The organism is Psychrobacillus lasiicapitis, from assembly GCF_006861795.1.
GTDB classification, from domain to species: Bacteria; Bacillota; Bacilli; order Bacillales_A; family Planococcaceae; genus Psychrobacillus; species Psychrobacillus lasiicapitis.
On sequence record NZ_VDGH01000005.1, the window covers coordinates 36,650 to 61,393 of the forward strand.

At 36.8% G+C, this 24,744-nt stretch carries 20 protein-coding genes and 1 other annotated feature; of the genes, 2 read left to right on the forward strand and 18 right to left on the reverse strand.

Features of this window, described 5'->3' with window-relative positions; all coding sequences use genetic code 11:
• Position 1: 1 nt before the first annotated feature.
• The 7 genes from FG382_RS09370 to FG382_RS09400 all read right to left on the reverse strand — a co-directional run bounded on the left by FG382_RS09370 (position 2) and on the right by FG382_RS09400 (position 8,999).
• Positions 2-1,666: a GspE/PulE family protein gene (locus FG382_RS09370; RefSeq protein ID WP_142538646.1), complete on the reverse strand. Its 1,665-nt coding sequence runs from the start codon at positions 1,664-1,666 to the stop codon at positions 2-4.
• Positions 1,667-1,694: 28 nt separating this feature from the next.
• Entirely contained in the window at positions 1,695-3,095 is a 1,401-nt protein-coding gene (locus FG382_RS09375) for a VanW family protein (RefSeq protein ID WP_170206487.1), read from the reverse strand.
• A gap of 247 nt (positions 3,096-3,342) precedes the next feature.
• Entirely contained in the window at positions 3,343-4,992 is a 1,650-nt protein-coding gene (locus FG382_RS09380; protein ID WP_142538648.1) for a pilus assembly PilX N-terminal domain-containing protein, read from the reverse strand.
• Between the two features lie 2 nt (positions 4,993-4,994).
• Entirely contained in the window at positions 4,995-5,426 is a 432-nt protein-coding gene (locus FG382_RS09385) for a PilW family protein (RefSeq protein ID WP_142538649.1), read from the reverse strand.
• A gap of 3 nt (positions 5,427-5,429) precedes the next feature.
• A complete protein-coding gene (locus FG382_RS09390; RefSeq protein ID WP_211356384.1) occupies positions 5,430-5,903 on the reverse strand; it encodes a prepilin-type N-terminal cleavage/methylation domain-containing protein in 474 nt (157 codons plus the stop codon).
• A gap of 67 nt (positions 5,904-5,970) precedes the next feature.
• Positions 5,971-7,674, reverse strand: a complete 1,704-nt coding sequence (locus FG382_RS09395) for a sensor domain-containing diguanylate cyclase (protein WP_142538651.1) — start codon at positions 7,672-7,674, stop codon at positions 5,971-5,973.
• 98 nt (positions 7,675-7,772) lie between these two features.
• The gene (locus tag FG382_RS09400) at positions 7,773-8,999 is read right to left on the reverse strand and encodes a bifunctional folylpolyglutamate synthase/dihydrofolate synthase (RefSeq protein WP_229677398.1); all 1,227 of its coding nucleotides are present in this window, start codon (positions 8,997-8,999) and stop codon (positions 7,773-7,775) included.
• A gap of 88 nt (positions 9,000-9,087) precedes the next feature.
• On the opposite strand from FG382_RS09400, the gene FG382_RS09405 reads away from it, so the two are divergent.
• Positions 9,088-9,966, forward strand: coding sequence for an ATP-grasp domain-containing protein (locus tag FG382_RS09405; protein ID WP_142538653.1), 879 nt, complete (start codon positions 9,088-9,090; stop codon positions 9,964-9,966).
• Positions 9,963-10,775 (forward strand): ATP-grasp domain-containing protein, encoded by an 813-nt coding sequence (locus FG382_RS09410; RefSeq protein ID WP_142538654.1) that lies wholly within the window; start codon positions 9,963-9,965, stop codon positions 10,773-10,775. The genes FG382_RS09405 and FG382_RS09410 overlap by 4 nt, the downstream gene beginning before the upstream one ends.
• Before the next feature lie 172 nt (positions 10,776-10,947).
• Here the strand turns inward: FG382_RS09410 and FG382_RS09415 are convergent, their stop codons facing one another.
• The 11 genes from FG382_RS09415 to hemA all read right to left on the reverse strand — a co-directional run bounded on the left by FG382_RS09415 (position 10,948) and on the right by hemA (position 24,512).
• Entirely contained in the window at positions 10,948-13,590 is a 2,643-nt protein-coding gene (locus FG382_RS09415; RefSeq protein WP_142538655.1) for a valine--tRNA ligase, read from the reverse strand.
• A 47-nt stretch (positions 13,591-13,637) separates the two neighbouring features.
• Positions 13,638-13,866 (reverse strand) — a binding site (T-box leader).
• A 223-nt stretch (positions 13,867-14,089) separates the two neighbouring features.
• The gene (locus FG382_RS09425) at positions 14,090-14,725 is read right to left on the reverse strand and encodes a hypothetical protein (protein WP_142538657.1); all 636 of its coding nucleotides are present in this window, start codon (positions 14,723-14,725) and stop codon (positions 14,090-14,092) included.
• Between the two features lie 70 nt (positions 14,726-14,795).
• Positions 14,796-15,374, reverse strand: coding sequence for a 5' nucleotidase, NT5C type (locus FG382_RS09430; protein WP_142538658.1), 579 nt, complete (start codon positions 15,372-15,374; stop codon positions 14,796-14,798).
• Complete coding sequence (ribD, locus tag FG382_RS09435; protein ID WP_142538659.1) at positions 15,371-16,477, reverse strand: bifunctional diaminohydroxyphosphoribosylaminopyrimidine deaminase/5-amino-6-(5-phosphoribosylamino)uracil reductase RibD; 1,107 nt, start codon at positions 16,475-16,477, stop codon at positions 15,371-15,373. Before ribD ends, FG382_RS09430 begins: the two co-directional genes overlap by 4 nt.
• Positions 16,470-17,228: a GTP cyclohydrolase II gene (locus tag FG382_RS09440; protein ID WP_142538660.1), complete on the reverse strand. Its 759-nt coding sequence runs from the start codon at positions 17,226-17,228 to the stop codon at positions 16,470-16,472. Before FG382_RS09440 ends, ribD begins: the two co-directional genes overlap by 8 nt.
• Before the next feature lie 763 nt (positions 17,229-17,991).
• On the reverse strand, positions 17,992-19,284 hold the full coding sequence (gene hemL, locus FG382_RS09445; protein ID WP_142538661.1) for a glutamate-1-semialdehyde 2,1-aminomutase: 1,293 nt from the start codon (positions 19,282-19,284) through the stop codon (positions 17,992-17,994).
• On the reverse strand, positions 19,284-20,267 hold the full coding sequence (gene hemB, locus FG382_RS09450; protein ID WP_142538662.1) for a porphobilinogen synthase: 984 nt from the start codon (positions 20,265-20,267) through the stop codon (positions 19,284-19,286). Before hemB ends, hemL begins: the two co-directional genes overlap by 1 nt.
• Complete coding sequence (locus tag FG382_RS09455; protein WP_142538663.1) at positions 20,264-21,028, reverse strand: uroporphyrinogen-III synthase; 765 nt, start codon at positions 21,026-21,028, stop codon at positions 20,264-20,266. The genes hemB and FG382_RS09455 overlap by 4 nt, the downstream gene beginning before the upstream one ends.
• On the reverse strand, positions 21,021-21,950 hold the full coding sequence (hemC, locus tag FG382_RS09460; protein ID WP_142538664.1) for a hydroxymethylbilane synthase: 930 nt from the start codon (positions 21,948-21,950) through the stop codon (positions 21,021-21,023). Before hemC ends, FG382_RS09455 begins: the two co-directional genes overlap by 8 nt.
• A 102-nt stretch (positions 21,951-22,052) precedes the next feature.
• Positions 22,053-22,883 (reverse strand): cytochrome C assembly family protein, encoded by an 831-nt coding sequence (locus FG382_RS09465; protein WP_142538665.1) that lies wholly within the window; start codon positions 22,881-22,883, stop codon positions 22,053-22,055.
• Between the two features lie 264 nt (positions 22,884-23,147).
• The gene (gene hemA / locus FG382_RS09470) at positions 23,148-24,512 is read right to left on the reverse strand and encodes a glutamyl-tRNA reductase (RefSeq protein ID WP_142538666.1); all 1,365 of its coding nucleotides are present in this window, start codon (positions 24,510-24,512) and stop codon (positions 23,148-23,150) included.
• Positions 24,513-24,744 lie beyond the last annotated feature (232 nt).

The window sequence follows — 24,744 nt, forward strand, 5'->3', positions numbered from 1 at the left end:
CTCAATTAACTGTAGCTACACGAAGCACTTCTTCTGTTGTCGTAAGCCCTTCTTTTACTTTTAATAACCCATCCTCTAGTAAACTTAAATACCCTGTTTCTTTCATATAATCTCTCAGATGAGTTGGACTTTTTCCAGTTAAAATTGTCTCCTTAACAACTTCGTCTACCATTAATACCTCATGAATAGCGATTCTTCCACGATATCCTGTTTTATTACAAGCTGGACAACCTTTTCCACGTCGAACTTTCTCTACTGTCATACCGTGCTCTTCGAAAATCTCTCTTTCGCGTTCATTCGGTTCCCTATATTCCCCACAGTCTCTACATACTTTTCTTACCAATCGTTGTGCAACTATTCCAACCAATGAAGAAGAAAGCAAAAACGGTTCAATACCCATATCTCTTAATCTAGAAACCGATTCAACAGCACTGTTTGTGTGAAGTGTACTTAAAACTAAATGTCCTGTTAAAGAAGCTCGGACAGCAATTTGTGCTGTTTCTAAATCGCGTATCTCTCCTACCATTACAATATCAGGGTCTTGACGTAAGATGGATCGAAGACCAGCAGCAAAAGTAAGCTCAACTTCTTCTCTCACTTGAATCTGATTGATACCTTCCAATTGATATTCGACTGGATCTTCGACTGTGATAATATTGACGTTTTCATTATTTAGTTTATTTAAAGCTGCATATAGAGTGGAAGATTTACCGGATCCTGTTGGCCCAGTCAGTAACACGATTCCATTTGGATGTTCAATCATTTTATTGAATGCTAATAAGTTTTTTTCATTAAAGCCTAATTTATTTAAATCATTTAACGCATTACCCATATCCAGAATACGCATAACTACTTTTTCGCCATAAATTGTAGGAAGTGTCGAAAGTCGGATATCAATGGCTCTCATATTTACCGTCGTTTTAATACGCCCATCTTGAGGTATTCTATTTTCAGTAATATTGAGGTTGCCCATAATCTTAATACGAGCAATTATGACATTTTGCATATATTTTGGTAATGCACGTTCCGTTTTGAGCATTCCATCTATGCGATATCTAACCTTTAACTCTGTTTCTTGTGGATCAAAATGGATATCACTCGACCGTTGCGCTACACCATTTGCGATTATCTGATTCACTAAGCGAACGATCGGTGAATCTTCATCAGTAATTTGGTTGTCATTTTCTATTTCAATTGGTGTCATATCTACCAACGCTTGATCCATTGATTCTTGTAAATCATAATATTTCGTAATCGTTCGATATAAATCATCTTTTGCAGCAATACTAGTTTCTATTTGACAACCTGTAGCCATTCGCACTTCTTCGATAGCAAAATAATCCATTGGATCAGCCATCGCTATCAAAAGTCTATTTTTATTTTTCTTAAGTGGCATTACATTTGCACGTTTAGCCAATTCTTTAGGAACTAACTGTATAAGCTCCGGTTCAATAGAATACTGATTTAGATTGACATGGGGTATACCTAGCTGGAACTCAAGCACCTCGATAAGCTGCTGTTCGGTGATTAAGTTTTCACTGATTAAATAATCTCCTAATTTTTCATTTTTATTTTTATGGGACAATGCAAATTGCAGCTGCTCATTGTCTATAATTCCTGACTCAACTAGTAGATCCCCAAGTAGTTTACGAGTATTAGTTTTCACGACGTCTCATCCTAACCATTTGATACATTTATTTTGGTGTAATGATATTTCCTGCCTTATCATAATAGCTACCCTCTGGTAACGAATCCAAATCATCCTCTAAATTAGTTTTTCCTGATCCTTCACCTGTATTGATATCTTCATCAGCGCCACTATTATCTGAGCTTTTGTTATCAGGGTTATTATTACCTGATTTATTACTATCGGAATTACCGTTTTCCACATCTGGTAAACCATCTGCATTTAAATCGATTTCCAAATCAGGGTCGACTACAGGAGTTAGTTCAGGTGTTAACGAAGATTTTAATATTATTCGGTGAGTCGGCGAATAATAATCTTGACTAACAATTTCTTCATTTTCATAAGGTCCTTTTTTATCAGATATAATTCGATAAACAGTTACTTTCAATCCTGGGCTACCTTCTTGAATAAGACTTTCTTCTCCGGCTTTTAAATCAGAAGAATATCGATAAATTGTTCTTGGTTTCACAACTTGAGTATCACGAACTTCATACTTACCCACCGTTTCAGCAGGAAGAGAGTATAACTCAACTAATAAGCTTGAATCCTTTAAACTCACTTTTAATACTGCCGGGTTACTCTTATTTATAAACTTTAGATCTTTGTTAGCATTTAAGTCGATATTTGCCTCTATTCCCGGTTCTAAATATGTTGGCACAACTCCTTGAGAGTGTCTCTCTACAATTTCAAAATCAGTTTGTAAAATTGTGCTATACAACAATGAAGCGACAAAATCTGCAGTTTCATCATTATATACACCACTTATTTCCAACGTTTCTTCAAAAAAAGAAAAGACATCACCTGTAGAAATAACCTGTTCATTTAATGCTGCAATAATTTCTGATAAACCAATTGTATTAATAGAGACTTCTTCAAGTGAAAATGCAATACGCTCTGATTCTAAGGCTGTTAAATCTACTAAAACTGCTTCAATAGGTATTTTAGATAGTACAGCAACTTGGGCTTTTATGTTTTCAATAGTTTTTTCTTTGTTTAATAACGAGTTTTCTTCAATCAATGTTAACAATTTAGGATCTATTGTTATTTGAAGAGGAATATGTACTATTGAATCTGTTTTCCAAAATGCATACCAAGGCTTTTGCGAAGCGTTTAGGTATTGATTTACAGAAGCTTCTACATCAAAAATGAAATAATTAGTATCTAAAGTTAAATTAATTCCTTTACCTTCTAAAACTAACTTAGTGTCTCTCTTCCAATCTTCAATCGCTAGTCCTAAACGACTTGTTATTTCTTTTTTATCTAAATCTTCTATTTCTATTCCACCGATCGTTGAACCATCTGATTTTGCATCTACTTTTAAAAATGCAATGTTACTTTCTGACAAAAACAAATAGAAAAAGAGCGTAACTAAACAGATAAGAGTAATAATTTTCGTAAGTATTTTCATCATCATTCCTCCGATCAAGACCTTTTCTTTTATTGAATTTTATTTTTCAAACGCTGTAATTATAATACAATAATGCTACCTTCATTGTATATGACTTTTTTCATACATTAACATAAAATTTATAAATAAATAAAATCTACTTAGCACTTTAGAGGTATAAACTTAATGGAAATAAGTCTTATATACCTATTTAACATGTATATTAATTCCAATAAATGTTTTTTATATTTCATGAAATAGCTTCTGACTAAATTTCAATCAAAGGCTCTCTTTTGGTTAAATCTGGATTCGTAGCTTGGGTTGGAGGCGTACCAGGGGTACTTGGTGTACCCGGAGTTCCAGGAACCCATGTATTATATTGTGGTTCACCAAAATGTATTAAACCCTCACCTTCCATGCTTATCGAATTACCAATAATTGTTCCGGTCACTTTTCCACTATTTCTAACTTCGAAATGTGCATTAGGAGCGAAGTATAAAGAAGGACCAACTTTCCCCTCACCTCTTACAATAAATGAGTTACCACCGGAGAGAATATTTCCAAAAATTCGAGTACTAGAAGCAATTTCTACATTGGCCTTTTGGGCATATAGAGAAGCATATATTTCTGCCCCTCCTCCAAAGTTTTTCCCCAACACTTCACTTCCTGAGTAAAAGATTTCTGTGTTTTTATTAGAAGATTCCACATTAAATTTCCCACTCCCTGTTACATAAAATTTATTTTTTACATACATAGTTAATTTGCCGGTTCCTTTTATTATTACTTGAGCGCTACCACTAATATCCAAATTATCTAGTACAATTTCTTTATCGCTATCACCTATATCTATGGTCAATATATGACTTCCAGATACTTTTAAAGTTCCCATCGAAGTATTGTTCTGCACTTTCAAATTAGAAGATCCGTAGTCAGGCGAAATATAGTTACTAGATAGCTTATAGCTTGGAATGGCCGGAAACGTAGGTAGTTCCGGTAAGCTTCCCATATTAGTACCATTTACTTGAGGGGAAAATCCCATATAGGCGGGTTGCGTTAAAGCAGTCGTTTCTGAACCGCTAGGTACGTAAAAGGAGCCATTGATAGTAGGGACACCCCAGTCAATCGTTATACTTTTTGCACCTGGTTTCAAAGTTGCTATATTCCCTGTTACAGTTGAACTTTTTATCTTAATTTCATTTTTCACCATTATTGCTGTATTTTCGGGCAAACCTTCAACTAGGCCTCCCCCATGTCCTGGTGTTCCTGGGGTGCCCGGTATCTCTGGAGTTCCAGGATCTCCTAGATTTCCAACTTTTAAATTGACGATTAGTTTTTGTTTAACGGTTCGCTCTTTATCACCGATTGAACCAACCGATGTGAGTTTATACTCAAGAGCCTCACTATTTTCCTTTTCTCTGGTGATGGTTACTGTTGCGGTTTGATTGGTTTTAACATCATTTTCATTGTAGTTCTCCTCAAAATTGAATCTATCTTTAAAGTTAATGCTATCCGATTTTACTATCCAAGATTCGGGCAAGTCTTTTTTTATCTTAGCTAAATAGTAATCTTCTAATGTAGTTGCAAAGTTAAAATTAAATCCTGTTTGATCTTTTAAAGGGCGTTTATAATATTCATCTTGTGCTTTTTTATAGTCGTCTATAGTTTTTTGATATGCATATTCGTATGCCTGTTGCAATTTATCCTCCATATCTTTCCTAGTTACAACAATTCCGGCTTCAGCTATATAAAAAGTGGATTGATCAGTGCGTTCATTCCCTGATAATTTCAAACTATTATTAGTCACTACTAATATACTTACCCCTAAAACACTAAAAAGAACTAATATCATTAATACACCTAAAAGTGTAAAACCATTTGAATCTAAATTCCAAGCCTTTTTGAAACTTATGAATTTCAAACTTACTCATCACCTTTCCTTAGATAAACTTCAGTTTTTTCAGTCTTTTCTACTCCTACTCCATTAGAACTTTCTATTTCGATGATCCACTTATTGTTTTCGCTTGTCACATGAAAGCGTTTAATGGAACTAGCTATGACAACACCATTTCTATTAATTGTATTACCATCAAGAGAGTAGTTGATACCATTTAACTCTATTTTACTATTATTGATTATTTGAGGATCTTCAGTTTTTCTTATATCTTTTGTAATCATTTTTAAAGCATAAGATATATCGGTTAGTTGATTGTTTTTCTCAAGTTGACTTTTGTATTGTTTGGTGCCAGACATTAACACACTATAAACTATCAACATTACTATACTAGCAAGCACAATAGCTGCAAGAAGTTCTACGAGCGTGATGCCTTTACCATTATTCAAGTGTTTGCGCATAATTTATGACCCCCATTCTAAAATCGTTTCCATTTTAGCTCTAGGACGTGTTCCATTCTCTGTTTCAAAAACTTCTATTACTAAATAAGACATTCCAGGATAAGTATGCTTCTTTAATTTTAAATAAATGTATAAACCATCAATCGTTTTTGTAAACTTCTGTTCACCAGGATTAGTAGATGTAAGTTGTTTATATCTTAGATTTTTTCTTATTTCATCAATACCAGAGTTATAATCTCCATTTCTACTAATCTCGTATATTTGTTCCATTTCCGATTGTGCTACATAAGTTGCATCCACCACTTCTTCTGAAGTTTTACTGGTTCTAGCAGACTGTATAAATAATGAAAAGAATGTAGTGATAATAATAGTAATTAAAATAATAGATACTAGTATTTCAATAAGAGTTAATCCCTTTGTATTTAAACGAGCACTAAACTTCATTGTGTTTTCATTCCTTTTTCCTATGGTTTGCATTTATAGGTATTAAAAAAAACCAATTAGCATAATCTAATTGGTTATTGGTTCTATTTCACTATAACATTTACCTTACATACTCCGCAACTCGATTCCTACCCGCCTGCTTAGCACCCGTATACAACGCCCGATCCGCATTTCGTAGAAGTGACATGCCTTCGTCGCTGTCTTCTGGTGCAGTTGAAATTCCGATACTAGCCGTAATGAAAATGATTTGCTCACCAGCCGTTTGGTCTAAATCCGATTGGACGATGAATGGAGTTTGTTCTATTTTTAGTCGAAGCTGTTCGGCGACATGGAATGCTTCTGTTTTCGTATAATTTGGAAGTAAGACGACAAATTCTTCTCCACCATATCTTGCAACCGTACCGCTACTACCTATTTCCCTTTTTATAATTTGGGCAAATTCTTTTAATATGAGATTTCCGCTATGATGGCCAAACGTATCATTGACTGCCTTGAATTTATCGATATCCATCATGATGAGAGACAAGCTACTATGCTGACCGAGTGATAATTTTTCCATATCTGATTCTAGTTGCCTATCTAGGTATCGGTAATTATGCAATTTCGTTAATTCACAACGTTCACTTTTAGCAAGTGCTTCTCTAACATATTTCGCCTTTTCTACAGAAACAGCAAAATAAGAGCAGAGTAAATGTACGATTTTAAGCTGATATGCTTCAAATGAATATTTGTTGCGAGATGCTAAGACTAAGACACCTTCTATTTTTTTATTGCGATAAACTGGCACACACATCACACTTTGCATCTCTAAACTTAGAAATGGAGGTTTTATGTGAAGCCATTCACTTTGTTTATTGTACAAGGTAGGAACCCCTTTTTCATAAACAATTCCTGCAAGGCTTTGTTCCAGCTCTTCATGAGCAAAATGTAGGTCTTTGTTTTCTCCATCTTCAATAGCTCGTAAAATTTCAAAGCTTCCATATAAATCATCCACTATATAAGCAGCATCTATGGGGAACATATTAGCAATTCTTTCGATGAACATATCGATAATCTCTTTACTGGTCATCCGCTCCGCTAATTCATGTCCAAATTCACTAGCTTTGTTCAAATCACTATTCACTTTTTCCGAATCGCTATAAAGCCTTATTAATAGAGTGATTAATATAAAGGGGATTCCGAGCAGTGCAAATGCACTTGTCCCTACATAGCTTTGAAGAAAATATAAGCTTAAGCCAAAAGGCAAAGTCATCAGTAATCCTATTAGATCCCATCCAAAATCTTTCGTGAAAAATTTAGGCTTAAGACCTGTCACTACATCGCGCACATATAAAAATAGATGATTAAGAAGTACGTATAAAAAAGCATAAATAGAACCGTAAATTAATACATCCTTCACTACTAGCGAGCCTAAATCAAATCCGAGAACATGAGTAATGGTCCCACATAGAATAGAAACTAAAAAAAACATAAAGGAACTATAAACGATCCGGTACGCATTCTCTCGATTCGTTTTCATATGATAAGCAATTGGTATTAAAAATAATTGCATAACTAGCAATTCTGCAAATATACCATAATTCAAAAAGACTACTAACGTAACCCACTGCACAAGAAACATAGTAGTTCCAGAAATAAAAAAAGGAAAAATAGTCGTCAGTAATCCCAAAACAATTAATAAAGACAAAGTTCCCCAATCGATTTGCCGTATAGGTGCGTATTCAAAAGCTAAATATGTCCCAAGAGGCACCACTAATAGCCATAAAATATAAATATTCTTTTTTGCCTTATCCGAAATATTCATAGAACTATTTTCCACCTCATTAGTATATTTTAACTAATCCAAATAGCACATCTACTACTTGCATATTATTGTACCACGGAATTTATAGAATTTTTAAATTACCAATTAACTATTTTTGCTCTTATTTCTGTAAGGAAATATAGAGAACCTGTGACAATAGTTATATCAGAATTGTCTTTATTTTTAAAATGTATTTTGTTTATATCTTTAGTAATACATTTTTCACTATGTTGACTGTGGCTGTATAAAATGTTAGCCGGAAGCGCCCGTTCATGATGAAAGTCCACAAACTGAAAAGAAGTGGCAACTCCCTCTAATTTTCTTAGCATGTATATATAATCTTTGTCTTTCAAGATGCCAACGACAAAGTGGACATTTTTGTTCGGAAATACATCTTTGATTGTTTCTACTAATGCATCTATACTTGCCTCGTTATGTGCACCATCAAAATAGATGTCTTCTTCTACTCTTTCCATTCTACCCAGTAAGCTAGCTTTTTTTACCGCTTGTTGAACAATGCTTTCCTTTAAAGGGACATCACTTTCTATTAGTGCCGTGATTGCTAATGCCATATTCGATAATTGATGTTTACCTAACATTTGAGGTTGTAAATCATTGTAAGTAATCTTGCCAAATGTATACGTATTTTCTTGTACAGAAAAGTTTTTTCCAAGCTCCAATATACGTGCGTTTTGTTCACTAGCAACTTCCTGAACAATATGTTTTGCACCTTCTGGAAGTGCACCTATTATTAATTTGCTGTTCGGTTTTATAATTCCTGCTTTATGCCAACTTATTTGTTCGATTGTATCTCCTAAAAAATTCGTATGATCGATGGATATGCTCGGAATTACGGCGATAGATTGGTCCATAACATTTGTACTGTCCCATCTCCCCCCCATGCCCGTCTCGATAAAAACAAAATCTAGCTGGATTTGTTCAAAAACGAGAAATGCAACGACAGTTAATAATTCAAAATCAGTTAACATGCCACTTATCTCCGCCGCTTGCATTTTCCGGAAAGCCTCATCCATCTGTTGCTCCGTTACGTTTTGCCCGTTTAGCTGAATTTGATCATGCACATCCACGATACTTGGTGAATTAAAGCTTCCATAAGTCAGACCATGTTCTTTTGCAAGTGCACTTAAAAAGGCAATGGTTGATCCTTTACCATTTGTACCAGCCACATGGATAACACGGTGCTTATTTTGTGGATTTCCGAGTTTTTTTAATGCTTTTTGTATGGATGCAAGCCCTGGTTTTATCACTGTTTCACTCTCTATATCCCACTTTTTTTTGTATATATTAAAATTAGTTATTTCCACGTACATTACCCTACTTTCGTCTTTGTTCTTTTCGTGCTAAACTTCTTATGAACACCATTATAACACGCAATCGAAGGGGTCTTTCATTATGCAAACATGTTGGATTGTATACAACGGTAGTCTTACTCATGATAAATTTATCGAACAAGCGCTCCTCCTTCAAGAAGCTGCTGAAAAACAAGGAATCCAAGCAATATTAGTGAAGAACTATGAGCTGCTTATTAATGTCCAGGAATACTTATCAACGAGACCAGATTTTGTCGTCTTTCTTGATAAAGATATATTGCTGGCCAAATATTTGAAAAACCAAGGCATTCCTGTTTTTAATGATCCGAATGTCATTGAAATTTGTGACAATAAAGCGCAGCAATATCTTGCTTTAGCACAAGCATTGGTGCCAATGCCCTTAACAATTATCGCACCGAAAGTGTATCCCGAATTTTCGATTGTGCATACAGGTTATTATGAACAAGTGATAGAAAAATTAAAGCTTCCTATGATCATAAAAGAAGCACATGGATCATTTGGAATGCGTGTCTACCTAATCGAAACTAGAGAGCAATTTTACGAGAAAGTGGAAGAACTTAGAGGAATCGAGTATGTATTCCAACAATTTATAGAGAATAGTCGTGGACGAGATATACGCGTGAATGTTGTAGGCGGTCAAGTTGTCGCTTGCATGCATCGCCAATCTGAAACAGATTTCCGTGCCAACATAACAAACGGTGGAACTGCCTCTCCTATTATTTTGACGGAAAGACAAAAAGAAGTAGCCATTCAAGCTGCTGCTGCATTAAATGCGGAATTTGCGGGAGTCGATTTGTTATTTGGCGACGATGACGAGCCATTAGTATGTGAAGTAAACGGCGTTGCCCATATTCGTAATCTTTATAATGTAACCGGTATTAATGTTGGAGATTATATGATTAGTTATATACTTTCGAAAGTTGGAGCGGTTACAATATGAACGGCTTATTGATTTATGAATTAAAAGAAATAGAGCGAAATAAAAGTTTTATAGATCGACTAATAACGGCTGCAAAGAGCCATGGAATTACTCTAACCGTTATAGATGATCAAAATCCAGCAATTCCGGAAGCTGACTTCATCTTTTTTAGAACCAGGAATCCAAAGCTTGCTAAGAAATTAGAACAACGCAGGATCCCAATGTTTAATCGTGCAGAAGTTAACGTGATTGCTAACGATAAATTAAAAGCCATTCAGCTCGTCCAGCTTCTAGGAATAGCCACTGTCCCAACAAAGAGAATACACAGTATTTCCGATATCAACGATTACCCAACTGTGTTAAAAACGGTTGATGGATACGGTGGAACACAAGTAGAGCTTAGTCAAACAAAAGAAGATGCGCTGCTCTTCCTAGAAAAACACGAGGCCCAAACAATCATCGCACAAACCTATATCGAAACAAACGCAACAGATGTGCGTGTATTTATGTTAGGCGATGAAGTTGTTGGTGCAGTGAAACGCATCGGTGCTGAAAATAGCTTCAAATCTAACTTTACACTTGGCGGTACAGTCGAAAAATATATACTAAATAGTGAACAAGCTGCAGATGTTCAAAAAATCGCTAAAGCATTGAAAAGTGATTACATCGGAATAGACTTTCTACTGCTACCAGATGGCACTTGGCTGTTCAATGAAATCGAAGATCCGGTTGGAGCAAGGTCCTATTTCGCAACGACCGGTGAGGACATTGCTATACCGATTATGAATCATATAAATAAAAAATTAACTGAAAAAGAGCGCGCCAATTGATAATTGGCTGCGCTCTTTTTTCCGGGATTATGGAAATTACAACTAAACACGCCATTTTTACAACTAAATGATCCAAAATTCCAACAAAACCTCCAAATTTTCCAACTAAACTAGCTTAAGTTCCAACAAAAAAAGTGAGCAGGCATATTTTACGCCCACTCACTCTTTTTTCTTATAAATTCTTCAGTTCTTCCAAACGCTTTAACACAGTTGCGTGTTTTTCTAGATAATCTTGTTCTTTTGCACGTTCTTCGGCAACAACTGCTTCTGGAGCTTTGGATACGAAGCGTTCATTGGATAGTTTTCCTTGAACTAGCTTCACTTCTTTTGCCCATTTTTCTAATTCTTTTTCTAGTCGAGCTTTTTCTGCATCGATATCGATTAATCCTTGAAGTGGAAGATATAAAACTGCTCCAGTTACAACAGCAGACATCGATTGACCAGGTGCTTCTAAATCTTGCCCGATTACAAGCGGTTCTGGATTACAGAAGCGCTCTAAATATTTTGCGTTTGCTTCTAGTACTGCTAGCGTTTCTGTGTCTTTTGCAGAAATATATAACGGCACTTTTTTACTCATTGGCGTTTGTACTTCTGAGCGGATATTACGTACAGAACGAATAATTTCTGCAAGTAGTTTCATGCTAGCTGCTTCTTCTTTATTGGAAAGGGCTTCATTTACAGTTGGCCAAGGAGCTACTGTAATAGACTCCCCTTCATGCGGCAGGTTTTGCCAAATTTCTTCTGTAATAAATGGCATGAATGGGTGAAGAAGTCTCATTGTATTATCTAAAACATATGCTAATACAGAGCGAGTCATTTTCTTCGCTTCTTCATCGTCTCCGTTTAATGGGAGCTTAGACATTTCAATATACCAGTCACAGAAATCATCCCAGATGAAGTTATATAGCGCACGCCCTACTTCACCGAATTCATATCTTTCAGAAAGTCTTGTTACTTGCTCGATGGTTTCGTTTAGGCGAGTTAAAATCCAAGCATCGGCAACTGATTTTTTACCATCTAGATTGATTTCTTCAAATTTTAAGCCGTCCATATTCATTAATGCAAAGCGAGATGCATTCCAGATTTTATTAGCAAAGTTCCAGACTGCTTCTACTTTTTCTGTAGAATATCGTAAATCTTGCCCTGGAGATGAACCAGTGCTTAAGAAATAACGTAGAGAATCGGCACCGTACTGGTCGATTACATCCATTGGGTCTATACCGTTACCAAGTGATTTAGACATTTTACGTCCATCTTCTGCTCGAACTAGTCCGTGGATTAAAACGTCATCAAATGGACGAGTTCCTGTAAATTCAACCCCTTGGAAAATCATACGAGAAACCCAGAAGAATATAATATCATAACCGGTAACAAGTGCATTTGTTGGATAATACTTTTTGAACTCTTCGTTTTCAGCGTCCGGCCAGCCGAGTGTTGAGAATGGCCATAATGCAGAAGAGAACCAAGTATCTAGTACGTCTTCGTCTTGATCCCAGTTTTCAGCGTCTGCTGGGGCTTCGTGTCCAACATACACTTCGCCTGTTTCTTTATGGTACCAAGCTGGAATTCGATGTCCCCACCATAATTGGCGAGAGATACACCAATCATGAATATTTTCCATCCAATTTAAATATGTTTTTTCAAAGCGGTCAGGTACGAAGTTTACTTTTTCTTCTGCTTGTTGTAACTTAACTGCTTCTTCTGCAAGTGGCTGCATCTTAACGAACCATTGTAAGGATAAATACGGCTCTACAACTGCTCCACTACGTTCTGAATGTCCTACAGAGTGAAGATGCTCTTCAATTTTGAATAAAACACCTGCATCTTGTAAATCTTTGACGATTTGCTTACGACATTCAAAACGATCCATTCCGTTATAGGATGCTGCGTTTTTATTCATCGTACCGTCTTCATTCATCACTAAGATTCGTTCTAAATTATGACGATTTCCGATTTCAAAGTCGTTCGGATCGTGTGCAGGTGTAATTTTTACTGCTCCACTACCAAATTCCATATCTACGTAGTCGTCTCCAACGATTGGAATTTCACGGCCAACGATAGGTAGCTTAACTGTTTTACCGATTAAATGTTTATAGCGTTCATCTTCAGGATGTACGGCAACTGCAGTATCACCAAGCATTGTTTCAGGTCTTGTTGTTGCAATATCAATAGAACCAGTACCATCTGTTAGGGGGTAATGCATATGATAGAATGCACCCTGTACATCTTTATGAATTACTTCGATATCAGAAAGCGCTGTTTTAGTTGCAGGATCCCAGTTAATAATGTATTCACCACGGTAAATGAGTCCTTTATTGTACAGCTTAACAAAAACTTCTTTTACAGCATTTGATAAGCCTTCATCTAATGTAAAACGCTCGCGTGAATAGTCTAGACCAAGACCAAGCTTTGCCCATTGTGCACGGATATGACCAGCATATTCTTCTTTCCATTTCCATGTTTCTTCGACGAACTTTTCACGCCCTAAATCATAGCGAGAAATATTTTCTGAACGCAGCTTTTCTTCTACTTTCGCTTGTGTAGCAATACCTGCATGGTCCATACCAGGTAACCAAAGTGTATCGTATCCTTGCATACGTTTCATACGCGTTAGAATATCTTGTAGAGTAGTGTCCCAAGCGTGCCCTAAATGCAATTTTCCAGTTACATTTGGTGGTGGAATTACGATTGTATAAGGTTTTTTGTCGCTTTCCGGGTGTGCTTCAAAGAATTTTCCTTCGAGCCACCATTTATACCGACCTTTTTCAATCGACTGTGGATCATACTTAGTTGGCATCGTCGTTTCATTTGTCATCTGTTGTTCCTCCTAATTAAAAGAATATAAAAAAACTCCATTCGTCATTAAAGGACGAAGGAGTTTGTTCGCGGTACCACCTTTATTCGCAGATGCCAAAAAATGCGCATCACGCTCTCAATTCGATAACGGCTTCAAACCGGCATTTGCTACTGTAAGTTCACAAATGCTGCTCATGGGCTACCTTCAAATGGTAGTTAACAGAAACATTTCAGCAAGTTGTTTCCTTTCTTTTGATAACCAAGTCATTTTACTCTTCCCAATCATTGCATCATTATTTAGATGTCAATATTGTACCTAATCTTATCATATGTCGTCAAGTCAAGTCTCGTGAAAGGAGAATATTATGAAAAGAAAAGGCTATAACCCTTATTTGTTACCTGATTGGTTGCGCAAAACACGGTTTTATTGCAAAGGTTTCATTATTCCTATTTGTGGTTTTCAGCTAATACGTGTATTAATCGTACCTACCACTTGGGATTTTCTATTACTTGTTTTACTACTCCTCATCTGTTTTCTGTTTTACAGAGACATAATTTGATGGATAGGAAACCTTGGAGTAGCCATCAGCTAAATCTAAAATGAATTGAAGTTCAGACTCTTCTCTTGCAGTGTTTTCGTTTTCTTTCGTGTCTTCTGTATTTTTTTCTTTTACATCTTTTTCTTCCGATATAGGTTCCAATTCTATTTTCTTTTCAATCTCAATTTCGATCTCTACTGCTTCCTCATTGGGACCTTCAAATTCGCAATTAACAGACCATGCAATTTCAATTGCTGCATGCTCTGTGGTTTTCGCATTCACATGTTGAACATTCAAAGTAGGTGAACTGCCCGCCCGTATTTTTTCTTTTGGAATATCTATACTCATAGGTACGGCATATTCAAAATAACCAACTTCGCCTTGTACATCTAAATCTTCAATTTCTGTAATTTCACTTGTTGCATGATGTGCATGTTCACCTTCTTCGAACTCAACATGACAGGTAATATGATAGATCCCCACTATTTGGATCGATTCTTCTGTTTCTTGTTGTTCAAATTGTGGAGTAACTGCCACCGTTCTTATATCTTTTGGCACACCGAAGCTTGCAGGAAAAAGAAACTGTTCTTTTACATCCCAATTTTTCACTTCCATTTGTCATCCTCCTTCATATAGGACAACTTATGAAAAAGAAGGTACGAATAGAACAGCGATATTTTAGCAATTATCTTAAATTTTCAGCTTCCCCTATTAGCTGTTTCCATTCGGACCAATCCGAAAATCTTGGAATGGTTAGATGCTCATTATAGGATTGAGTTTTCACAAATACTTTCGTTTCACAGTTAGCCAGTGTATTTAATACATCTGGTTTGTCATCGAAATAATAATCTAACTGCAATTTTTTAATAATATTTACTTTTTCTTGATCTTTCATTCCACAATAGAAATTTTCATTTTTCACCGGAAAACCTTGTTCTTCTAGCCATTTTTTTGTTCGTTCCCGATGTTCAGGCGGACGAGCAGTAATATAAAAAATTTCATGTCCTTCTTTCGTTAATTGCTGTAACAATTCTACTGCACCTAAATAAGGTGGACAATTAGTATAATATATTTCTTCTAAAGAGCTGTTCCACATCTTGGAGCCTTCCTCTGCAGTCATACCAAAAGGCTCGTGTATTTCCACTTTATTTAACGCATGAAAAATTTCAAGCGCAATGTTTTGATTGAGTTTTTTATTATAAACATGGAAAGCGTGCTCCCGAAGGTTAATCAATGTATCGTCAATATCAAATCCAAATCTCATTCTGTAATCCCTCTTTTATAAACTGGATATCCGACAAACTTAAAATCTTTTCCGATTTTAAAAAATTCCGTATCCACTAGTTCTACTGCATCGCCCATACTTTCGATACCGGTGCCTCCCATAAACGAAGGAGCATTTATACCACCAATTAATTTTGGGGCAATATAAATAATGGCCTTATCGATTAATTGGTTTTCCAAAAATGCAGCATTAATCGTGCCTCCACCTTCTATAAGTAAAGAAGAAATCGATTTTTCTCCTAAGATGGTAACGACTTCAAGTGGATCTACGTGCTTTGGATTAGAAGTATGGAATATAGAAATACCTAATTTTTCTAAAGCCTCTTTCTTTTCTTCATCATAGCTTGCGCTTGTGAAAATCCACGTATCTGCAAGCTTATCAGTAACTAATTTCGATTTTAGGGGTATTTTCAAGGAAGAATCCAGTACAATTCGAAGTGGATTTCGTCCATTTGGGATTCGAGTAGTTAGTTCAGGATTGTCTGCGATTACCGTGTTAACCCCTACTAATATGGCCATATGCTCATTGCGTAAATGATGTACGTCGTGTCTAGCCTCTTCTGATGTTATCCATTTACTATGACCAGTGTGAGAAGCAATTTTCCCGTCTAATGTAATACCCGATTTTAGTGTAACGAACGGTTTATTTTCTACGATGAATTTATTAAACACTTCATTCATCTTGCGAGAAGACTCTTCTTCTACACCAACAAGAACTTCAATACCCGCATCTTCCAAGATTTTGACTCCTCGTCCAGATACGATAGGATTCGGATCGAGCGTTGCAATGACTACCGTTTGTATACCAGCTTTTACGATTGCCTCCGCACATGGGCCAGTTCGCCCATGATGAGAGCAAGGCTCAAGCGTTACATATATGGTAGCCCCTTTTGTTTTGTCTCTTGCCATTTGAATCGCATGAATTTCCGCATGAGGTTCGCCCGCCTTCATATGTGCCCCTACTCCAACGATGCGATTATCATTTACAATCACTGCTCCAACGAGTGGATTCGGATCTGTTTGTCCTTTCATCGCTTGTGCATTTTGAAGCGCTAAATTCATATAAAACGTATGATTAGTCATGTAGGAATGTACCTGCTTCCTCCAAATGCCCAGAGCGGTTGATTTTCGTTTGTAAGTATGACTCATTATATTCCGAAACATCGCCCCATAAAGGAGTACGGCCAGAAACTGGAAGACCTGCATCTTGCAATGCTTTTAACTTTTTCGGGTTGTTTGTGATTAATGTTACTGGTTTAGAACGCAATGCTTTTAACACTTCAATTGCATCGCTATAATTTCTTGAATCATCGACAAAACCTAGTTTTTCGTTTGCTTCAACTGTATCCGAACCATTTTCTTGAAGGATATAAGCCATTGCCTTACTAAACAAGCCAATTCCTCTACCTTCGTGATTTGCTAAATAAAATAATGCGCCTGATCCATTGTCCACAATCATTTGCATGGATTGTTTCAATTGGAAGCCACAATCACAACGTTTGCTTCCAAAAATATCGCCAGTATGGCAAATGGAATGCATACGAATTAACGCCTCTTCATCTTGCTGGAAATCCCCATAAACGAGAACACTCGATTGTTGATATTCAGCCAAATTAGCAGAAGATAAGTTATCTATAATTTGTCCGATATCTTCTGTTTCTTCCTTGCTATTTAACCAGCAATACCATTTAAAAATAACTGTTTCTCCGTGTAAGTTAACAGGCAGGCGAATCGGACCAACTAAGTAGATAGACCCTTCCGTTGCCTTAAGTACTTGTATTTTATCTTTTAAAACATTTATAGCATCGTTTGTAACGGTTTGTATATTAACCATGTTAATTCCTCTTTTCTTCGTAACTAAAATGCATTATCATTTATAGTATTCTTCTTTGATTACTTTTCGTAAGCAATTATATTTTAGTAATCATATTATGTCAAATAAGTTAGACTAAAAAACTAACGGGCTAACTTTGTTTCGCATTATAGGGAAACTGTTTGGTAAATCTTTAGCAGGTGTCGACCGCGATTTTCACTGCAGTCGTCCACTTTTCGCCGGGTGAGCGATGAGCCATCCCCGCCGTCTGTAGCGAAAATCAATGGTAATAGTTTATATATTTAGCATCGACTTGCTAAAAAACAAAAACATCAACGTTATTTGAGTGTATGAATCCAATAAATGGATAAGGGCAACCAAACGACTGTTGAAAGCGACCAATTCTAGTCTAAGAGCAACCAGTAGCAATCTAAAAACAACCAAATTATCCCTGAAAGCAACCATTTTTTCATAACATAAGTTTAGTTGGAAAATCCCTCAAGAAGTTTGATTTGTTAAACAGGGACATCAATTAGATAGCGTTATTCTTAATGGATTGTAGCGGAGGGGCGGCGACTCCTACGGGATGAGTGAGTAGATGAAACATCGCTAGCGTCGGCGATGGCTCAACACTCACCCCGTGGAAAGCGTCCGCCCTATAGCAGAAATCCAGTGGACACTTCATCAACTATCTACGTCACAGTATCTCTATATAATAACAGACCATCCGCTTTCTATCCCTAATAAGATAAAAAAGGACCTTGCATTGCAAGGCCCCTCGTTATTATCTAGCTAATTTTTCAAATACTGTATGGAATGCTTGTACTGTTTTTTCGATATGCTCTTCTGTATGGGCACTTGATAAGAATAAACCTTCAAATTGAGAAGGTGGTAGATAAATTCCTTCTTCTGCCATTAGACGGAAATACTTAGCGAATAGCTCCAGATCAGATGTTTTCGCTGTATCAAAATTAATGACGTTTTCATTTGTAAAGAAGAACCCAATCATCGAACCTGCTCGATTCACAGTATGTGGAATATTATATTTGGTTGCTGCTTCTCGGAATCCTTTTTCTAATTGGTCACCCAGTTTAATGAAATATTCATAGGATCCTTCATTCAAACGAGAAAGTGTTTCATAACCAGCTGTCATTGCAAGTGGATTCCCAGAAAGTGTACCCGCTTGATATACAGGGCCGCTTGGAGCAATTAGCTCCATAATTTCGCGTTTACCACCAAAAGCACCAACAGGCAGACCGCCGCCAATTACTTTTCCAAGACATGTTAAATCTGGTGTAATTCCAAAATAACCTTGCGCACAATTATAACCAACACGGAATCCAGTCATTACTTCATCAAAGATTAACAAAGTACCATTTTGCTCTGTTAACTCGCGAAGCTCTTCTAAAAATCCTTCTACTGGTGGTACGACACCCATATTTCCTGCTACAGGCTCTAAAATAACTGCTGCTAAATCATCACCAAAGTTCTCGAATACGTGACGCGCGCTCTCTATGTCATTATAAGGTACCGCAATCGTGTTTTTCGCAATCGATTCAGGAACACCAGGACTATCTGGTAAACCAAGCGTAGCGACTCCAGAACCCGCTTTAATAAGTAGGCTATCCCCATGACCGTGATAACTACCTTCAAATTTCAATATTTTATTTCTCCCTGTGTATCCACGAGCTAGGCGAAGTGCACTCATTGTCGCTTCAGTACCAGAAGAAACCATACGAACCATCTCGATAGAAGGAACTCGGTCCATTACAAGTTTAGCAAGCTTGTTTTCGATTAAAGTCGAAGCACCAAAACTTGTACCTGTTTCTGCAACAGCTTGAATCGCTTTCACTACATTTGGCTCTGTATGGCCTAAAATAAGTGGTCCCCATGACAATACATAATCGATGTATTCATTGCCATCGATGTCTGTTAAAATGGCACCTTTTCCACTTTCCATGAAAATTGGATCCATATCAACGGATTTAAATGCACGTACTGGGCTATTAACACCACCTGGCATTAATTCTTTTGCTTCTGTAAACGCTTGTTTAGATAAGTCATATGATTTTGTCATTATTTCTCCTCCAACCATCGTGCAACGTCTTTTGCATGATATGTTAAGATGATATCTGCTCCGGCACGTTTCATTCCTGTTAACGTTTCTAGTACTGTTTCTTTTTCGTTAATCCAGCCGTTAATCGCAGCTGCTTTGACCATCGCATATTCCCCGCTTACATTATAAGCAACGATCGGTAAGTCAAAGTTATTTTTCACATCACGGATAATATCTAGATAAGAAAGTGCTGGCTTCACGATTAACATATCCGCACCCTCTTCGATATCAGATGATGCTTCACGGATTGCTTCCATACGATTAGAATAATCCATTTGATACGTTTTGCGATCTCCGAATTTTGGCGCTCCATCTGCTGCTTCACGGAATGGACCATAGTATGCTGAAGCATATTTCACCGCATAAGACATAATTGGCACATCTGCGAATCCAGCAGCATCTAAACCGTGACGAATAGCCGTAACGAATCCGTCCATCATATTTGAAGGGGCAATAATATCTGCACCTGCTTCTGCTTGGCTTATTGCTGTTTTAGCTAATAAATCAAGAGAAGGATCATTTAAAATTCGTTCGTCTGCATCCACTACACCACAATGACCATGGTCTGTAAATTCACATAGGCAAGTATCCGCAATGACTACCAAGTGAGGATGACGTTCTTTTATGAAACGGATTGCTTTTTGAACAATGCCGTGATCGTGATACGCTTGTGTTCCAACTGCATCTTTTTCTGCAGGAAGTCCAAATAGAATAACAGAGGGGATACCTAGTGATACTACTTCATCTATTTCCTCTCCTAGACGATCTAAAGAAAATTGGAAAACACCAGGCATAGAAGCTACTGCGTTTTTAATATTTTCCCCATCCATTACGAAAATCGGGTAGATTAAATCTTCTTTATGTAAATATGTTTCTTTGACCATTGCTCTTATACCAGCTGTTTTTCTTAAACGACGGTGACGTTGAAATACTAATTCTGTCATTGTGCTCTTCCTTTCCACTCTGCTAATTTATTTACTACATCTAATAACGTATATGTCTTTGGCATGACTTGTACAGTCGCCCCTAATGATTCTAAATAGTTTTTCGTAATATGACCAATAGTACATATGGTGAATCGATCATAACCTGTATGAATGCCTATACTTCGATGAAATACACTTGCAGTAGACGGACTTGTGAAGATAATCGAACATCCCTCACCGCTTTCTAGTAGTGCTCGTACTTGTTCCGAGTTTTCATCTACTTCCACTGTTTCGTATATTGTCCATGTATCAATTACATTTGGTAACCCATCAACTATCGTATTTTTTGCCAGATTGCCTTTAAAGAACAGACAATTTTCATGTGCTGCAGAAACTGCAGGAAACTCTTGTACAAATACATCTGCACTAAAAACAGTGGGTGTAAAACTTACTTGAAAACCTAAACTTTCTATTGCACATGCCGTTTTTGAACCAACAACTGCAATTTTAGATTTAAAGGAAGATGCATCTAATTCATATTCTTTTATTTTTGAAAAGAATGCATGCACACTACTTTGACTCGTAAAAATGAACCAATCATATTCGTAACACGCAAGTAATTTCTGTTTGTCATCTACCGCAACGATTTCCTGTGTCGTGATTAAAGGAGCTATTACTGGATTGCCTCCTAATCGAAATGTTAAATCGACTGCGTCTGAGGATCTTAGTATTCCAGTAAAAATGACATGCTCGCCTTTTAAGGGTTGCCCATTAGTCATTTAAATCTGCCTTTACTTGTTGGATTAAATCATATGCTCCTTGCTCTGTAACTAGGCGCGCTACTTCTTTCCCTACTGTTTCGGCATCCGTTCCCGTTACTACTTCTTTATACACGACAGATGCATCCGGCGCCGCAACTAGTCCGGTCATCGTTATTTTATCGCCATCAATAATCGCATGTCCTGCTATAGGCACTTGGCATCCACCGTCCATTGCAGCTAAAAATGCACGCTCTGCATGTACAGCATCCCAAGTTTCTTTATCCGAAAGCTTCGCAAGCTCTGCAAGCAATTCTGCATCGTCCTCGCGACATTCGATCGCAAGAGATCCTTGTCCTACTGCAGGAACACAATCTTCGTGTGACAAATATTCCGTCACTACATCGTCACTCCAGCCGAGGCGCTTTAGTCCCGCTGCTGCTAAAATGATCGCATCATACTCGCCGTCTTGCAGCTTTTGAAGTCTTGTATCCACATTTCCACGTATCCATTTAATCTCGATATCTGGACGCATTAATAGCAGTTGAGCACTTCTTCTTAAGCTACTCGTCCCAACAATTGCTCCTGCTGGTAAGTCTGCAAATTTCACATGATTCGTTGAGATAAATGCATCTCTTTCATCTACTCGTTTTGGTGTGCAGCCCATCACTAATCCTGGCGGCAATACGGAAGGCATATCTTTCATACTATGTACTGCAAAGTCGATTTCTTTGTCATATAATGCTTGTTCAATTTCTTTTACAAAAAGTCCTTTTCCACCAACTTTAGATAGCGTCACATCTAAAATTTGGTCCCCTTTTGTAACAATCTCTTTTACTTCAAACTCAAAAGGAGCACCCATACCTTTCATTTGCTGTATAAACCAGTTTGTTTGTGTTAAAGCTAACTTACTTCTTCTTGAACCTACAATAATTTTACGCATCATTTCGCTACCTTTCTATCAATTACGCCTTGGCATAATTGCATCTAAATAATAAAGTGTTTATTGCGCTTGCTATAAGCGTTGGTTGTCTTTCTTAACTCGTTAATACCATAAATGGAATTGAGAAAACTGACTACCCAATAAAAAATTGATCAAAACAAATAAAAATGCATATATATGAACCCAAGCATAGTTTGTTCCAATAAATTTTGCTTGTTTTTTAATGATTAAAACGACCATATATACCACCAATAAAAAGAAAGAACTGATAATTTTAAAATCAGCGATAGAAAATACTTCTAGGGATACATATGCCCATTCTAACCCAAGAACTAAACTTACAAACAATAAAGGAATCCCTATTAAAATAGATAATGTCATTCCTGTTTCCGCTTGTTTTAAAGATGGCAATCTAGAAAACTGATTTGTCCACTTCTTCTTTTTTAGCACACGATATAAAATCAAGTATAATGTCGAAAAAACAAATGATAAAGAAAAAGCGACATATGCCAATAGAGCAAATGTAATATGAATAAATAATAACTCAGATCGCAGCGTATCACCAACCGCAGACTGCTCAATCTGATTTGGCGCAAAGGTATGAATCGTCATAAAAATAAACCCAATCACATTCAAAAAGAACGCGGGTAAATCTAAGCGGAATATTAGCTGCAGTACTAAGGATAATAGGATGATTAACCATGCATAAAAATATATTCCTTCAAACAAAGAGAGTATCGGAAATCGCTTTGTTTCGACTATATACAACACTAAAAACACCGTTTGCAATATCCAAACAATAAAGAGCAGCCGCACCGCAATTCGGTGTGCATGACGATCCTTATTCAAATAATCGATAAAATAAAAAACAAGACTAACGGATTGGAGGACGACCATTATCTCGTGCAGCCTTGTCATCGTCAAATCTGCCATATCAAATCTCCCTCTACATAAGAAATGCCCTAGCGCCTATTAAAAGGAATACAATCTAAGTCCACAACCTCGAAGTACTCCCGTGCACAGTTTTCCCCTCCACCAATCAGCAATTTTATTTGCGAGCAGCTTCTGAAGAACAAGGCACTAAAGCTAGAACGATACTGAGTAAGAACACTCTTACTTTTGTATCTACATACAAAAAAAGGCGTTTAAAATATCTATTAGTTTCCATATAGATATAAAACGCCTCCTTTTACTTCGTTAAAATGATAAATTTTCTTTTAAATTTTGGGATTGGATAATTGTTTGTTTTAAATTGATTTTCGCTTTTTCAGCTTGGTCGATAATTTCCTTTTGCACCTCTTCTTCAATCCCAAAAATTTGTTGGAATAATTGAAGTTGTTCCACCGATTCTTTAGCTGTGGATAATTCTTTCACTTGCAAAATCGGATCTTTTAAAAGCTGATTAATAATGGATTTTGTGTGCTTGTTTAAGATTTTTCGCTCACGTTCAGTTAAACCAGGCATTTTGTTTTCAATTGAAACCATTGTTTCGGTTTGTATTTTGTTTGCTTTTTGACGAAGTGCCGAAATAATAGGGACAACTCCAAGCGTAGCTATCCAATCGTTAAATTGTTCTACTTCGGCTCCGATCATTTGCTTAATTTGCCCTGCTGCTCGTTCGCGTTCTGCCAAGTTTGCTTCCACAATACCTTGTAAATCATCGATATCATATAAAAAGACATTTGGTAAATCCCCAATACGTGGATCTAAATCGCGTGGCACCGCGATATCTACCATAAATAGCGGTTTGCCTTTACGTAAACGTTCTACAAATTGCATTAATTCAAAATCGATGACGAAATCTGTTGCACCTGTTGAGCTGATTAAAATATCCGCTTCCAACAAAGCACATTGCAGTTCGTCCATCGGTTTTGCATTTCCTTCGAATTTCTTAGCAAGCTCTTTCGCCTTTTCAAAAGTACGGTTAATAACTGTTACTTTTTCAGCACCGCTTCCGTGCAAGTTTTGAATAGCGAGCTCTCCCATTTTTCCAGCACCCAAAATGACTACATGTTTATGTTTTAACGTACCGAAAATTTTCTTTCCAAGCTCCACTGCAGCATAAGAAACGGAAACTGCATTTTCACCAATGGCTGTTTCTGAATGTGCACGTTTTGCAAATGTGACTGCTTGTTTAAATAATTGATTGAAAACAGTCCCCGTTGTACCATTTTCTTGACCATTTAGAAAGCTTTTTCTCACTTGTCCTAATATTTGGGTTTCCCCAAGCACCATGGAATCTATACCTGCCGTAACTCGGAACAAATGATTATTCGCTTCATTATCCTCATGGATAAATAAATAGTTAGATAAGTCTTCTAATGGGATATCAAACCAATTTGCTAAAAATTGCTTTACATAGTATTTGCCTGTATGTAATTGATCTACAGTCGCATATATTTCTGTGCGGTTACATGTAGATACAATGACATTTTCAAGTATGCTTTTTTGTCCTTGTAATGCTCGCATTGCATTCGGAAGCTCTGTTTCGACAAATGAGAGCTTTTCTCGAATTTCAACTGGTGCAGTACGATAATTGACACCTACCACGATTGTATGCATGGAATCATGTCTCCCTTTCACGTTCATTTCATTAGTCCTATTATATCATAGCTTTTCCCCATGTTTTTAGCCATTTGTGAACAAGCTATGAAATCTTATTTAGAATGATTATAAAATAATATTAACAAACAACTTAGCCCATTACAAGGCAATAGCTTGAATGCGAAATATGCAGAAAATTAGCGAATTGAAAACAACATTAAAAAAGATTACGTAGAGATATATTACCCTA

What these genes read in the sequence shown, in the direction of transcription:
- FG382_RS09375 (WP_170206487.1), bottom strand. Translation starts at nt 3,095, where the DNA reads ATGAAAATACTTACGAAAATTATTACTCTTATCTGTTTAGTTACGCTC.
- FG382_RS09385 (WP_142538649.1), bottom strand. Translation starts at nt 5,426, where the DNA reads ATGCGCAAACACTTGAATAATGGTAAAGGCATCACGCTCGTAGAACTT.
- FG382_RS09390 (WP_211356384.1), bottom strand. Translation starts at nt 5,903, where the DNA reads ATGCAAACCATAGGAAAAAGGAATGAAAACACAATGAAGTTTAGTGCT.
- FG382_RS09395 (WP_142538651.1), bottom strand. Translation starts at nt 7,674, where the DNA reads ATGAATATTTCGGATAAGGCAAAAAAGAATATTTATATTTTATGGCTA.
- FG382_RS09405 (WP_142538653.1), top strand. Translation starts at nt 9,088, where the DNA reads ATGCAAACATGTTGGATTGTATACAACGGTAGTCTTACTCATGATAAA.
- FG382_RS09410 (WP_142538654.1), top strand. Translation starts at nt 9,963, where the DNA reads ATGAACGGCTTATTGATTTATGAATTAAAAGAAATAGAGCGAAATAAA.
- FG382_RS09415 (WP_142538655.1), bottom strand. Translation starts at nt 13,590, where the DNA reads ATGACAAATGAAACGACGATGCCAACTAAGTATGATCCACAGTCGATT.
- FG382_RS09425 (WP_142538657.1), bottom strand. Translation starts at nt 14,725, where the DNA reads ATGGAAGTGAAAAATTGGGATGTAAAAGAACAGTTTCTTTTTCCTGCA.
- FG382_RS09430 (WP_142538658.1), bottom strand. Translation starts at nt 15,374, where the DNA reads ATGAGATTTGGATTTGATATTGACGATACATTGATTAACCTTCGGGAG.
- ribD (WP_142538659.1), bottom strand. Translation starts at nt 16,477, where the DNA reads ATGACTAATCATACGTTTTATATGAATTTAGCGCTTCAAAATGCACAA.
- FG382_RS09440 (WP_142538660.1), bottom strand. Translation starts at nt 17,228, where the DNA reads ATGGTTAATATACAAACCGTTACAAACGATGCTATAAATGTTTTAAAA.
- hemL (WP_142538661.1), bottom strand. Translation starts at nt 19,284, where the DNA reads ATGACAAAATCATATGACTTATCTAAACAAGCGTTTACAGAAGCAAAA.
- hemB (WP_142538662.1), bottom strand. Translation starts at nt 20,267, where the DNA reads ATGACAGAATTAGTATTTCAACGTCACCGTCGTTTAAGAAAAACAGCT.
- FG382_RS09455 (WP_142538663.1), bottom strand. Translation starts at nt 21,028, where the DNA reads ATGACTAATGGGCAACCCTTAAAAGGCGAGCATGTCATTTTTACTGGA.
- hemC (WP_142538664.1), bottom strand. Translation starts at nt 21,950, where the DNA reads ATGCGTAAAATTATTGTAGGTTCAAGAAGAAGTAAGTTAGCTTTAACA.
- FG382_RS09465 (WP_142538665.1), bottom strand. Translation starts at nt 22,883, where the DNA reads ATGGCAGATTTGACGATGACAAGGCTGCACGAGATAATGGTCGTCCTC.
- hemA (WP_142538666.1), bottom strand. Translation starts at nt 24,512, where the DNA reads ATGCATACAATCGTGGTAGGTGTCAATTATCGTACTGCACCAGTTGAA.